The organism is uncultured Merdimonas sp. (genome assembly GCF_963929015.1).
Taxonomy (GTDB): domain Bacteria; phylum Bacillota; class Clostridia; order Lachnospirales; family Lachnospiraceae; genus Merdimonas.
Map to the genome: position 1 here is coordinate 149,422 of NZ_CAWVHE010000012.1, position 14,202 is coordinate 163,623.

8 protein-coding genes are annotated in these 14,202 nt (G+C 50.1%); all 8 read left to right on the forward strand.

Translation table 11 applies throughout. The features are described from left to right. The first annotated feature begins 67 nt into the window (after positions 1 to 67). The 8 genes from ABGT54_RS06865 (at position 68) to ABGT54_RS06900 (ending at position 14,129) form a co-directional block, all read left to right on the forward strand. Positions 68 to 1,120, forward strand: coding sequence for an ABC transporter ATP-binding protein (locus tag ABGT54_RS06865; RefSeq protein ID WP_346663411.1), 1,053 nt, complete (start codon positions 68 to 70; stop codon positions 1,118 to 1,120). Beyond that, entirely contained in the window at positions 1,101 to 1,979 is an 879-nt protein-coding gene (locus ABGT54_RS06870) for a nucleoside hydrolase (protein ID WP_346663412.1), read from the forward strand. Before ABGT54_RS06865 ends, ABGT54_RS06870 begins: the two co-directional genes overlap by 20 nt. 41 nt (positions 1,980 to 2,020) lie before the next feature. Continuing rightward, a complete protein-coding gene (locus ABGT54_RS06875) occupies positions 2,021 to 3,034 on the forward strand; it encodes a rhodanese-like domain-containing protein (RefSeq protein ID WP_346663413.1) in 1,014 nt (337 codons plus the stop codon). Positions 3,035 to 3,039: 5 nt separating this feature from the next. Further along, on the forward strand, positions 3,040 to 4,245 hold the full coding sequence (locus ABGT54_RS06880) for a glycosyltransferase (protein WP_346663414.1): 1,206 nt from the start codon (positions 3,040 to 3,042) through the stop codon (positions 4,243 to 4,245). Between the two features lie 319 nt (positions 4,246 to 4,564). Next, entirely contained in the window at positions 4,565 to 6,463 is a 1,899-nt protein-coding gene (locus ABGT54_RS06885) for an S-layer homology domain-containing protein (RefSeq protein ID WP_346663415.1), read from the forward strand. 516 nt (positions 6,464 to 6,979) lie between these two features. Beyond that, entirely contained in the window at positions 6,980 to 7,747 is a 768-nt protein-coding gene (locus ABGT54_RS06890; RefSeq protein ID WP_346663416.1) for a hypothetical protein, read from the forward strand. A 36-nt stretch (positions 7,748 to 7,783) separates the two neighbouring features. Continuing rightward, the gene (locus ABGT54_RS06895) at positions 7,784 to 10,234 is read left to right on the forward strand and encodes a hypothetical protein (protein WP_346663417.1); all 2,451 of its coding nucleotides are present in this window, start codon (positions 7,784 to 7,786) and stop codon (positions 10,232 to 10,234) included. A 226-nt stretch (positions 10,235 to 10,460) separates the two neighbouring features. Continuing rightward, positions 10,461 to 14,129 (forward strand): S-layer homology domain-containing protein, encoded by a 3,669-nt coding sequence (locus ABGT54_RS06900; protein WP_346663418.1) that lies wholly within the window; start codon positions 10,461 to 10,463, stop codon positions 14,127 to 14,129. The last annotated feature ends 73 nt before the right edge of the window (positions 14,130 to 14,202 follow it).

A 14,202-nucleotide genomic window follows, 5' to 3' on the forward strand; every position in this document is an offset into this window, starting at 1 on the left:
GGAAAAATGTTCATCGCAGACAGAACACAGATAATCGGAAGAATACAGAAGCAAAGAGGTACAGCACATGAGTCTGACAGTTGATCAGTTACAGGTAGCTCTGCAGGGAAAAGAAATCCTGCATAAGATACAGCTCCATATGGAGGAAGGAGAGTTTCTCTCTCTCATTGGAGCCTCCGGGTGCGGCAAGACCACACTGTTAAAAAGCATTGCCGGTCTTTTGGAGGTACAAAAAGGAGATATTCGCATCCATGGGGAATCGGTGCTTGAAAAAGCGCCGGAAAAGCGGGGAACGGTGATCGTATTCCAGGATCTTCGCCTGTTCCCTCATATGACGGTGGAGAAAAATATCGCCTTTCCCATGGAATTAAAGAAGACGCCAAAAGACGTGCAGAAAAAGAGGGTAGAACAGCTTCTGGGCGAGGTACAGCTGGAAGGTTACGGCAGGCGGAAGATCCGGGAACTGTCCGGAGGTCAGATGCAGCGGGTAGCCCTGGCGAGAGCCCTGGCAGCAGATCCCGGGATCCTTTTGCTGGACGAGCCCTTTTCCGGACTGGACGAACGACTTCGGCAGGAAATGGGACAGCTGGTAAAGAAGCTTCACAGGGAACGGAAGATCACCACCATCCTGGTGACTCATGATAAACGGGAGGCCCTGCAGATGTCAGACCGGATCGCCCTTATGAAAGACGGCCAGATCCTGCAGCATGGAACGCCGCAGGAGATCTATTTCCATCCGGTTTCCCGCTATGCGGCAGAATATTTTGGAAAATGCAATTACATCCGGGGAGAGGTCAGAGAGGGGCGCTTTGAAAGCAGGCTTTTTACGGCAAATGTCCGCATGCCGGATGGCTGCTACGACGCCATGATCCGCCCCTTCCAGGTAAACCTTTTGCCGGAAGGAGAGGCAAAGATCCGGGAAGTCACCTTTATGGGAGAACTGGCGGAAGTAGTGGCAGATACACAGGCAGGCAGCCTGATCTGCCAGACATCGGCAGATCAAGGCCTGGAAGAACGATTTGCGCCTGGAAAAACGGCCGGGATCCAGATCCTTTCCGGGGAGCCCTGGCTCTTTCCCGTACTGCAAAAAGGAGGAAAAGATGAAGAAGATCTTATTTGACTGTGACAACACGTTTGGTGTGCCGGACTGCGACGTAGACGACGGTCTGGCTCTTCTCTATCTGCTGGGAGATCCTAAGGCGGAGCTGTTGGGCGTTACTGCTACTTACGGCAATAACTGTCTGGATACGGTATATGATACCAGCCGAAAGATGCTAAAAGAACTTGGGAGAGAAGACATCCCGCTGAAAAAAGGAGGGCCGGCAAAAGGGGACTATGACAGCGAGGCCGCTTCCTTTCTGGCAGAAACGGCGGCTCGTTTTCCCGGAGAGGTGTCCATCCTTGCTACCGGATCCCTGACCAACCTTTGCGGGGCATACAAGAAAGATTCCCGTTTCTTTGAAAACATTAAAGAAATCGTATTGATGGGCGGGATTACAGAACCGCTGGTGTTTGAAAAGAAAGTGATGGATGAGCTGAACTTTTCCTGCGATCCCCACGCCACTTATCTTACTCTGACCCTGGGGAAAAAAGTATCGGTTGTGACAGGGAATCACTGCCTGAAAGTACTGTTTACCAGGCAGGAATACAGGGACCGGCTTTTTTCCTCTGACCGGGAGGGAGCTGTTTATATCCGCACCCGTACCGATTACTGGTTCGGGTACAACGAAGAGGATTACGGCATTCCCGGATTCTATAACTGGGACGTAACGGCAGCTGTTTATCTGATGCATCCGGAGTTATTTACGGATCACAGGGAAACGCTGCAATTGAGCGAAGAAGATCTGCAGACCGGCTTCCTTAGGAGAGAGGCGGGCGGAACGACCCGGTTGAATCTTCCGCAGATCGGAGAAGAACAGGCCTTTAAGGACAACATCTATGCGAACTGGATGCGGGTGCCGGTGCCGGGGATCCGCTAAAAGAACAGAGAAACAGGCGCAACTAGCAAAGGAGGTATTTTATGAAAAAGAGGAAACAGATCCAAAACATCCTGGCAGTACTGATGCTGGCGGCATCCATGCTGCTTCTTGCCGCAGGATGCGGCGCAGGAGAGACGGAACCGGCAGATCCTGCCGCGAAAGAAGAAGGGAAGGCAGATACCGGCGACGCCGCGGATGAAGAAGGAGATGCAGAAGAAGAGATCCCGGACGACGGACATTTCCACGGAGAATATATGGTAACCGCAGAATATGCAAAAGAGCATGTGGGCGATGAAAATGTGCTGTTTATAGACGCCAGAGGCTGGCAGAAAGCGGTCCTTGGCACCATCAAAGGCGCCATCGCCACGACCTGGCAGGATCTGTGTACTTGTCAGGAGGGCAAGGAAGGAGACGAGAACTGGGGCAAGATCCCGGAGCCGGACGATCTGGCAGGCCGTCTGGGAGAGCTTGGCATCACCAAAGACAAAGAGATCATCTTATTTGCGGATACGCTGACCGGATGGGGCGATGACGCCAGAATTGCCTGGGAGCTTCTGGCTGCCGGATATGAGGACGTCAAACTGATCGACGGCGGGTATGAGGCTGCGAAAAATGCAGGGATCGAGACACAGCTGCTGGCATCCAGTGCATCTCCGGGAGAAGTGACCATTGACAGCATCGACGAGACCCACGTTATGACCACGGAAGAACTGCAGGAAAATTATGAAGATTACACGATTATAGACGTGCGTACCGATGAGGAATATGACGGCGCAGTGCTTTACAATGAGGCACAGGGCGGACATCTGCCAGGCGCCATTCATGTACGCTATACGGATCTCTTCCAGGAGGACGGGACTCTGAAACCCAACGATGAGCTGATCGACATGTTCGAGGCGGCGGGTGTGGAAAAAGACGACAAAGTTGTCAGCTACTGTACAGGAGGCATCCGTTCTGCCTACACCCAGATGGTGCTGGAAATGTGCGGCTATGAACACACCTGGAATTACGACCAGTCCTTCTGGCGCTGGGCAGTCGTTGGAGAAGTGGAGTAGAGAAAATGACGGTCAGTATCGTATTGTGTACTTATAATCGAGAAAACTATCTGGGCCGGGCCATAGACAGTGTCCTGGCCCAGACCTATACAGACTGGGAGCTGATCCTGGTAGATGACGGCTCCACGGATCACACCGAAGAGCTGGTCCGCGCCTATACAGATCCCCGGATCCACTATTATAAGATGGAGAAAAACCGGTTCTACTGTTATGCGGCAAACTTTGGCCTGAAAAAGTGTAAGGGCGATCTGATCGCTTTTCAGAACAGCGACGATGAATGGCAGCCGGACAAACTGGAAAAACAAGTGGCTTATCTGGAAGCACACCCGGAGGCGGGAGCCTGCTTCTCCGCCGCTTCGCTGATCGACAATGACGGAAAAGATATCACCGGAGAATGTCAGGATATGGCGGATCTTTTTGCCAACTGCTGCAGCGATCAGCGCAACTGGATGCATCTGTTCTTTTATTACGGGAACTCCCTGTGCCATCCCACAGCGGTGGTGCGAAAGCAAGTGATGGATCAAGTGGGAGGGTTCAATCTCCTGTATTGCCAGCTGGCGGACTTTGACCTGTGGATCCGGATCGTCACCGATTATCCGATCTATGTGCTGCCGGAGAAACTGATCCGTTTCCGCTGGGACGTTAAAAAGCATGATCAGGTCAGCAGTGTGACCGAAGGACACACCATCCGCACCTTTAATGAGCAGATGATGATCCGCCGTCAGCTGATTGAAAGACTGGACGACGAAAAACTGACGATGTATTTTCAGTCGGATTTTAAAAATCCAGATTCCCATACGCCGTTGGAGCTGGAGTTTGAGCGGGCATTTTTGCTGATGAAATGCGTGGCAGGAGATCCGGACTTCCGGATCCTGGGCCTGCAGAAACTGGAAGAACTGCTTCGCAGAGAAGGGGCTGTAAAAGTGCTGGAGAAGCATTTCGGTCTTTCTCTTCAGGAGGTTTACGCATGGAATCAGAACCGCTGCTATTATGATCCCGTCCAGAAGGAAAAGGTGGGTACAGCAGAAGAGATCCGGAAAAATCAGGCCGATCAGATCCGGACGATGGAACAGGCCATGAAGCTTTTACGCCTAGAGCAGGCACAGCTCCGGCAGGCCGTAGAAGCTTATGAAAACTCAAAAAGCTGGAAGCTTACCGCTCCGGTCCGCAAGGCCGGGAAGGTAATCCGCCAGAGGAAGCGCCGTCGATAGATGCGTAATGGGGACGTAGTAAAATGCAAAAGGACTACGTCCCCAATTGCGTTGTGCCCTGTCCCTAATTGCATTTTGCCCTGTACCCGATTTTTTTTGGAGTAATATTTACGGGTGACTGCAAAGGGTGACACATATTGAATTGGGGAGTGGGAAGTGCTATGATAGAGAAAAGCTATAATGTATATAGTAATATTCTATAGATTGGATGCGGGAAGAATTTTATGTTCTGATGTCCGGAAAAAGGAAAGGAGGATATACTTGGAGAAGAAACGGACAAGAGGGACATGAAATAAATATTTTTTTGGGAGGTAAATCAATGAGAAAAAGAAGGTTTTTCAAAAAGACGATGGCCTTTGTGTTAGCGGCAATTTTGTCTCTGAATATCAGTTCATTGGCGTTTGCAGCAGGTGATGACACTACAGGCGGTGATGACGGCCAGTCAGACACAAAGGTTTATACGGAAATGACCGTAAAAGCGGTGGATGAGAAGGGCGAACCGGTAGAAGGAGTGGAGTTTTATCTGCAGTCTACTACGGAATATGCAGGTGTAGAAGATGCCAATCTTTCTTTTGAAAAAGCTACCGGTGAAGATGGAAAGACTGTTTACAAATGTGGCGTTGAAGGAAACCTGGAGATGAGTGACGATGCCTATGAGCTGCTTCCTGTTGAGGAAAGCAATTATACGTTAGTTGACGAGGCAGTCGTGGTAACTTTTAATGAGGATCCTGTTTCTATTGCCACTGTCAACGATGAACCATATACCGGCGAAGAAATTGTTGTTGAAGTGCAGGCAAAGGATGCCGGTGATGAGAGTGGCGACGACCAGACAGAGCCCGGAACAGAGCCAGGCGATGATCAGACCGGCGAGGGCAACGAGCCGGGCACAACTCCCGAAGAGCCTGAGTATCAGACCATCCTGAATGTAAAAGCAGTGGATGAGAAAGGCGAAGCTGTTGAGGGCGTAGAGTTCATTCTCCAGTATCCAGAATACGACGGACAGATGGATCTGGTATTTGCAAAAGCTACTGATAAAGACGGCAAAGCTGCCTATGAGTGCGACAACGGAAACCGTCCGGAAATGCAGGATGCTTCTTACAAGCTGCTTCCGGCAGAGGACAGCGGCTACACCACCGAAGAGCCTGCAGAAGTTGCTTTTGGAGCTGATTTCGAGAAAGATGTTACTTACATTGAAACCGTAAATAAAGAAGCGTACACTGGCGAAGAGATTGAAATCGTTGTGGTTAAGAGCGAAGATGCCGAAGAACCAGAGCCGGAAGAGCCTGCAGAAGTTCAGACTGCACTTAACATTAAGGTAGAAGACGCAGACGGCGAACCGGTAGAAGGAGTAGAGCTCTACCTGCGAGCCACCGTAAATGAAGAGTACGGCGACATTGCGCTTAAAGAGGCAACGGATAAAGACGGCAAAGTTGTTTACGAATGCGATAACAAATCCGAGATGGAAGAAGACTTCTATGAGATTCTTCCTGCCGAAGACAGCGGCTACACCTGCGAAACACCGGTAGAAGTTGTATTTGGCTATGACGGAGAGATCACATACGTTGTTACCGTTGACGGGGAAGCGTACACTGGCGAAGATGTAGTAGTTGTGGTAACACCTGCAGAAGAACCCGGGGAAGAGCTTCCCTTTGAAGACGTAAATGCCGGTACAGAGGAAGCAGAAGCTGACTGGTTCTATAACTATGTTGCTTATGTGTACGAAAATGGTCTGATGACCGGTCTTGATGAGACAACCTTCGGACCAAATGAGAAACTGGCAAGAGCACAGATGGCAGTTATCCTGTATCGTCTCAGCGGATCTCCGGAAGTAGAGTATACGGATGTATTCTCCGATGTTCCGGAAGGAATCTGGTATACAGACGCGGTTATCTGGGCACAGCAGACCGGCGTAGTAACCGGATACACCGACACCGGCGAATTTAAACCGAACAAAGATATCAGCCGTCAGGAGATCACGACAATGATGTACCGCTATGCAGAATATAAAGAATATTCTCTGGAAGGCGGAACAGACTTTGACGAATATCCAGATGCAGGAATGGTTGCAGAATTTGCAAAAGAAGCCATGAGCTGGGCAGTGGGCAACGGCATCATCAGCGGCAAGACCGATCCGGTCAGCCTGGATCCACAGGGAGTAACCTTCCGGTCCGAGTGCGCGGCAATCATGATGCGTTTTGTAGAAGCATTTGGTAAATAATTAACAGGGGACGTAGTAAATTGCAAAAGGACTACGTCCCCATTTGCATTTTGCCCTGTACCTAATGGAACTCTTTTTTTCTTGAAACGGTTCAGTGTCTGAACGCGGGGAGCAAATTTCCGCAGTGATCCCGGGCTTTATGCAGGATGCCAGATTGAAAACAGGCTGATTTTATGATAAGGTTATAGAGACAGAAAATACCGCGTCCAGAAAACGGGGATGTGATCGAAATTCAGTGTCCGGTAAAAGGGATCCTGAAATCGAAAAATGTCCGAAAACTGGAAATAAATGAAAGGGATGTGTCCATTTTTATGGGTACAGTTTAGACAGGGATGGATAGAGGGCGCATAATCCTTACGCACGCACGCAGGTAGGCAGGCAATAGTTTGTCTGTCTGATTTTGGTGCCCTGAACAGAAATATGATATTGGTTTATAAGGCGTATTTTGCCGCATTTATGATGTGGCAGAGTACGCCTTTTTATTATAGATAAATACGTCAGAACGGAGGAAGAGGGATGCTACATAAAAAGAAAAGGCAAAAACATCATTTGCTGACTGGGCTGCTGGTGTTCTGCATGATCTGGCAGATGATCCCGGCGACTGTATCGGCAGCCGGGCCGACAGAGATTCTCGTAAACGGAGAAGATATTCTGGCAGCAGAAGATTACACGCTGGCCTGCGGCAAGGGAACGGCAGTTTATGATCCGGCAGACAATACACTGACATTGACGAATGCAGAGCTGACGCAGGCAAGTCAGGGGAGTCCGCAGGAAAGTGTGAATGATCAGGGAGCGGTGAAATTTGACGGCGATCTCAATATCATTCTGAATGGGAACAATACCATTCAGTCCGACGCCTGCGGGATCGTCAGCACAGATGCCGGAACCCTGACGGTAACAGGAGAAGGGACATTAAAGATTGATGCGAAGTATTTCGGGATCAGAGAAGGCGGCATCAACAGTTCACAGGGCGGCGGCAAGGCAGAGATTGTCATTGACGGAGCAAAGCTGGATATTGATGTGGCCAGAGAGGGGAGCTTCGCAGGAACAGGGATCCAGGCAGAAGGCAGTCTGCAGATTAAAAACGGCGCTTCTGTGGAAGCGACAGGAGATGATACAGGGGTGAATGGAAATGCGGGCATTTATATCTCGGACAGTACGGTAAATGCCTATGCAACGGAGACAGAAGGTTATCAGGCCATTGTTTCTGATAATAGTATCACCATCACCAATTCAGTTATTGACACAAGCACTGCGTCGAAATATGGAGACCCAGCCATCTAGGCCGGAAAGGAAGTCTCCATATCAGGCGGCAGCAAAGTGACCGTCCACGATACCATCAGTAATAATATTTATACGGATACCGGTGATATTACGATATCCGGCAGTACGTTTATGGGGACATCCACCGGTGATTATCCAACCTTGTATGCCATGGATAATGTTTTCATATCCGAGGGCAGCAACGTAACGGCGAATGCTGACGAAAGCAATGGTGTTTTTGCCTACGACGGGGAGATCAAGGTGTCTGACAGCACGTTTACAGGGAAAACAAAATACCCAGCTCTGTATTCGGATTATTCGGATATTACGATTTCCGGCAGCAGGATTACGGCCGGGGCAACAGATGATTTTGCCATATGGGCATATAAAAACCTCGATATCAACGAGAATACGATACTTGATATAACCGGCGCCAATGGGATCAGCGGAAATACGATCACCCTTGAGGATGTTGCGGGAAAGATTCTTGCAAAGGATGGCGACGATAGTTCAAGCATATACAGTCACGGCGATGATATATCGTTCACCAACTGTAATAAGCTGACTTTGAACGGAGATCTTGCTGTCAATGCAGAAAATGATGTCACCATTCAAAACTCCGAGCTAAAGATAACCGGGGTTGAACCGCTCTATGCCTGGAACAACCTTTCCGTCATCGATTCAAAAGTAACCGTTGACGCACAAGACCGTCCAATCATGGCGAAGGCGGGAACGCTGCTGTTTGAGGGCAAGGATACGGAAGTAAAAGCGACGGGAGCCTGGTTTATTAACGGGAAGAGGATCAACATTGAGGATGGGACGATTGATGTGAACATAAGCGCAGATCCAGATGAATCCGTGATGGCCGCGGTCTTTGCGGATCAGGGCGTTTCTGTCAGCGGAGGAAAGCTGACGGCAAAGATTACAGGCGGTGAAAATACGACAACACGCGCCATGATGTCGAATGGAAAGATCGAGTTCACCGGCGGGACGATCACCCTGGATGGCGGCAAAGCGGTTTATGTATCGAAGGATGGCGGCGAGCTAAGCTTTGGCGGACAGAACTGGTATCAGTGGACCAATACAGAGCTTGGCAAGCCGGTCAGCAGCGTAGTGACTCCTTATGTATACAATCAGGAAGATTCCTATGTAAGAATTGAGCCGCTTGACGCAGTGTATACGCTGACGGTGGAAAACGGGGAGGGCAGCGGCTCTTATATGGCCGGAGAAAAAGTAGAGATTTCTGCCGAAACCTACAATACAGACGGTCATTTTGCGGGCTGGAGCGTCACTGGCTATAAGGGTACGATCCTGGCATCTGCCGATGAGGCGACAACAACAGTTACGATCCCGCCGACAGATTTTACGGTGACTGCAAATTATGAAGATCATACGTTAAGTCATGTTGAGGCAAAAGACCCTACCTGCACGGAGGTGGGATGGAAAGCTTATGATTATTGTACCGGATGCGAGTATTCCACTTACGAAGAACTGGAGATGCTGGAACATACTCCGGATGGCACAGGCTGGCACTTCGATGCAAACAGCCACTGGAATATCTGCGAATGTGGTGTGAAAATCAATGAAGCCGCTCACAGCGGCGGGGAGGCCACCTGTACGGCGCAGGCAGTCTGCCAGGTATGCGGGCAGTCCTACGGCGAGAAAGACAAAAATCACCACACCGGAGACCTGGTCTGGGTGCAGACTCCGGATGCACATAAGCAGGTGTACAGCTGTTGCAGCGCGGACGCAGGAGAAAAGGAAGCACATATCTGGGCAGACGGGAAATGTACGGTCTGCAATTACCCGTGTGTCCACAGCGGCGGGAAAGCCACCTGTTCACAGTATGCAGTCTGCGAACTGTGCGGAAGCCTGTACGGGGAATTAGATCCTGATCATCATACAAACCTTGTGAAAACAGAAGAAACACCGGCGACTCATATGGAAGAAGGAAACACGGCATACTGGTACTGCGATGGCTGTAAGAAATATTTCAGCGACGAAGCGGGTACAGAAGAGATCGCATCTGAGGATACGGTAGTTCCGAAACTGCCGGAGCACGCCGCTGACGGGACAGGCTGGCACTTTGATGCGAACAGCCACTGGAATACCTGCGAATGTGGAGAAGAATTCAATAAGGCAGCACACAGCTTCGTGTGGGTAACAGACCAGGAAGCGACCGACACAGAGCCCGGCGCAAAGCATGAGGAATGCGAGGTCTGCGGATATGCCAAAGATCCGGTAGAGATTCCGGCCACAGGCGACCAGGACGATCCGCCAGTCATAGAAAGACCGGAGACGGATCCACCGGCTGGAGGTGAAAAGCCGGAACAGGAAGTACCGGCAGGCACCGGCGCTCCCAGCGGCGTAAAAGACCACCCGGATGCGCCCCCCGCAAAGAGCCCGGCCACAGGCGATGACGGCAACCCGCTGATCTGGCTTGTGGGAGTCCTGGCTATGGGAACAGTGCTGGCAGGCGCGGGAATTTACCGCAGAAAGAACAGATAGCTAAATTGGGACGTAGTAAAATGCAAAAGGACTACGTCCCAATTTCCATTTTGCCCTGTACCTAATCGCATTTTACCCTGTACCCTGTTTTAATTTTATGTTAAATTTTTGTATATTTTGCATAAAATACAAAGTGTCAAAAATAAATCATTGTACATTTCGTCTGAATTGATTATAATTATTTTTAGATATTACGTCTATGACAGGACGAAAGGAGGAGAGCTATTTGAAAAAGAAGTTTTGGAAACGAGGAGGAGCCATTCTGACGGCTTTTGTGCTGCTGTTTTCGTCTATGGGAGTCTATGCGGCAGAGCCGGAAGAGACTGGCGGTGAGGCGGCAGTTCAGGCGGAAGCGCAGGGCGAGGCGGCAGTCCAGGCGGAAGCGCAGGACGAAGCGGCGCCGCAGGAGCCCGCGCAGTCTGATGTACAGTTGCAGGCGGACGACCAGTATGATGTGAACAAGCCGGTGATCGAAGAAGTGATCTTTGATCAGAATGGCAAGGAGATGACCTGGGACGACACCCTGGAGCTGCGGGTGAAGGCCTACGACAGTGACAGCGGGATCGCAAACGTAAGGTCCACCGCTTACTTTTATGACGAGGCTGACGGGTATTATAGTGGCTTCGGGTTTGATTTTTCTTACGATGAGGAGTCCGGTTATTGGGTGGGAACGCTTGATCTGTATGAGATCAGCGACACAGACGGCTATATCGGAGAGATCAAAGTCATTGACCAGAGAGGAAATTATGCGTCCTGGAATTGTATGAGTGAACAGGGCGGCCACCTGTACACTTTTAGCGTAGCGGCACAGGAAGTGGGCGAGTATCATGCCACCAGTTTTGACATCACCCAGAATCATCAGACGATCAAGGCGGGCGGGGAGCTGCAGATGAGCCTGTCTGTGGACAAGATCTATGAAGCTACGAACAGTAGCGGAGTCTACGTCTGGTTTAAGAATGAGGAGACCGGTGAAGATGATGACTTCTGGTTCTACAATGAGGAAGGAAATACTTATACAGCCTATACGACGACCAGCACTTCCATGAGCGGAGGGAAATGGGTACTTGACCGGATGGAGTTTGATCTGCGGATCAACGGCGTTCCCATCCAGCTGGATCAGATCAATGCCGCAGATTACTGGTTCAACGTAGAGGAACTGCCGCAGGCAGAGGATCAGGAAGCTCCGGTGATCACCTCCATTGAGATGGACAAGAATGGGGAAATCGTACGTCCCGGCGATCAGATAAATATCCGCATTCAGGCAAAGGATAACGTGGCTCTGGATACAGAGAGTGCGTATTTGTATATGGAGGCAGACGCAGATATTTATAACGGCAGCGAATATGTTGAGCTTATCTACAATGAGGAGACCGACACCTTTGAGGGCGTCTTTACAGTTACCGAGGATACCTATCCCTGCGAGTGGCATATTGGCAGTGTCACGATCCGGGATGCCCAGAATAATTATGCCAGTATTACTGACTTTGATGAGGACTTTTACAGCACCTATCCCTGGTATGTCAATGTAGTCATTGGGGACAACTTTGTGCAGCAGACCATGGATCTGAACATCTATTTCTATGCGCTGGACGAGAACGGACAGTACAAGCAGGTTTCCCTTTTCCAGGAGGAAGAAGTGCCAAAGCGCGCTACCTTTAAGGAAGCAGGCGTTGTATTCCCGGAGATTACCGATGGATATCCGGGCGTTACCCAGACCGGATGGGCGACCTATGAGCAGGAAAAGATTGATGAGAATACTCAGATCTTAGGTTCTTACGGAACATTTTATGTATATGCCACCTATGACAAAACCCCTGTCACGATTATGGGAGTATCTGTCGATGCAAACGGAAATCAGGTAAATGAAAAGATTGCAGAGTCTGTGCTTTTTGAGGCAGGAACTACCTATGCGGATGTTCTGGAATATGTGGGCGATCAGTATACGCCGGAGAGCACCTATAAGGGACTGACTTTCCAGGGATGGAGCGTTGGTCAATATCAAAATCCGGATGCGCCTGTTTCTGCGACTACTTATGTGACTCTGTATGCAGAGTATGATAAGGGCGTTGCTTTTGGCAGTTATACATACCTGAATGACAAAGGAAAGTGGAAAACATCGGAAGGGACGCCGCTGCTTTTTGAAAAGGAAAAGGGCGTCACATACGGAGATCTGTATGATGAGGGACTGAAATATACCCCGTCTGATTTATCCGGGGAAGTGAGCCTGAAGGAATGGATCCCTACTGGCGGCTATCTGGAAGATGAGCTGGTTACGGACTGGAGTCATCTGTATTTTACCGCTGACTATGGTGATAAATGTGTGGCGATCGGTGAAAGAGATTATTTTGATGCCAAAGGCTACCATGTATTTGATATGGAGCCATATATTGTAGACAAAGGAACTCCGGTCGAAACTATTTTTGAAAAGCTGGAGGCGATGGAACTGCCCCAGTTCTTTGAAGGACTGAAGTTTGAATCCTGGGAGCGCAGCGGCTATATTGATGGCCTAACCATTGAAACGAGCGGTTCCTATTATTATGTGAGTGCAAATTATTCCAACTGTATGGTGCGGACTGTAATTTGGGAGCCTGGAGTTGGATATGGTTCGGAAAGCGAGGAAAGTATTGCATACCTGGACTGCTATGTGGCAGAAAAGGGCGAGACCGTAGAGTTCCCGGAGACCGTGGAAGGATTTGAAGATGTTGTCTGGTACAATTATCCGGAGGGTGGCAAAGTGGTGCTCGAGGATAGCTTTTCCTTAACAGGCGAGTTGAACGGTCCGGTTGTCAATCCGCCGCAGCCCGGCACAGATGAGGGGACTCCGCTTCCGGAGCAGCAGATCAACACCATCGTTGAGACGGTGACCAATGCACAGGCAGGCGAAAAGATCCAGGTGGATATGGGCGAAGCTACCGTGGTTCCCAAAGAAGTCCTGGAAGCAGCCAAAGGGAAAAATGTAGCAGTCCAGCTGAACATGGGCGACTACACCTGGACTATCAGTGGCGAGAAGATCAACGCGTCCGAGCTTAAAGATGTAAACCTTGCAGTCAAGATGGATGCAGAAGTGATCCCAACGGATGTGATCAAAGAGATTGCAGGCGACAACCCGACCACACAGCTGGATCTGGCCTACGAAGGAGACTTCGGATTCCAGGCAGAACTGACGCTGAATGTGGGAGCCGAGCACACCGGCAAGTACGGCAACCTGTACTATTATGACAGTGAAGGCAAACTGGTATTTATGAATGCCGGAGAGATTGCAGCGGACGGCAAACTGTCCCTGAACTTCAGTCACGCATCTGCCTATGTGATTGTGTTTGACGAAGAATCCGACGCACCCGCCTATACAGATGTAAGAGAAGGAGACTGGTTCTATGATTCCGTGATCTATGTCTATGGACACGGCCTGATGACCGGCCTTAACGATACCACCTTTGGCCCCGGAGAGCCCCTGGCAAGAGCACAGCTGGCGGTGATCCTGTACCGGCTGAGCGGCTCGCCGGAAGTGACGTATGAAGACATCTTCCCGGATGTGCCGGATGGACAATGGTATACAGACGCTGTCATCTGGGCACAGGAGAAGGGCATCGTTACCGGATACTCAGATAGCGGCACATTTAAGCCTGGCAACAACATCAACCGTCAGGAGATCACGACTATGATGTACCGTTATGCAAAATATCAGGGATATTCCCTGGAAGGCGGAGCGGACTACAGCAGTTATCCGGATGCGGCAAATGTTCAGGAATTTGCAAAAGATTCCATGAGCTGGGCAGTGGGCAACGGCATCGTTACCGGAAAAGAGAATCCGACGAGACTGGATCCGCTGGGCAATACAGCCAGAGCCGAATGTGCGACGATCATGATGCGGTTCGTGGAAAAATTTGGTAAGTAACAGGTAGACCAAAGGAAGGAGCCTCAGAGTAATCTGAGGCTCCTTTTGAGAATCGCATGCCAGCAGGCGCGCG

Bases quoted from the DNA above. Each gene is read 5' to 3' on its own strand.
- ABGT54_RS06890 (WP_346663416.1), top strand. From the start codon at position 6,980: ATGCTACATAAAAAGAAAAGGCAAAAACATCATTTGCTGACTGGGCTG.
- ABGT54_RS06865 (WP_346663411.1), top strand. From the start codon at position 68: ATGAGTCTGACAGTTGATCAGTTACAGGTAGCTCTGCAGGGAAAAGAA.
- ABGT54_RS06885 (WP_346663415.1), top strand. From the start codon at position 4,565: ATGAGAAAAAGAAGGTTTTTCAAAAAGACGATGGCCTTTGTGTTAGCG.
- ABGT54_RS06875 (WP_346663413.1), top strand. From the start codon at position 2,021: ATGAAAAAGAGGAAACAGATCCAAAACATCCTGGCAGTACTGATGCTG.
- ABGT54_RS06880 (WP_346663414.1), top strand. From the start codon at position 3,040: ATGACGGTCAGTATCGTATTGTGTACTTATAATCGAGAAAACTATCTG.
- ABGT54_RS06870 (WP_346663412.1), top strand. From the start codon at position 1,101: ATGAAGAAGATCTTATTTGACTGTGACAACACGTTTGGTGTGCCGGAC.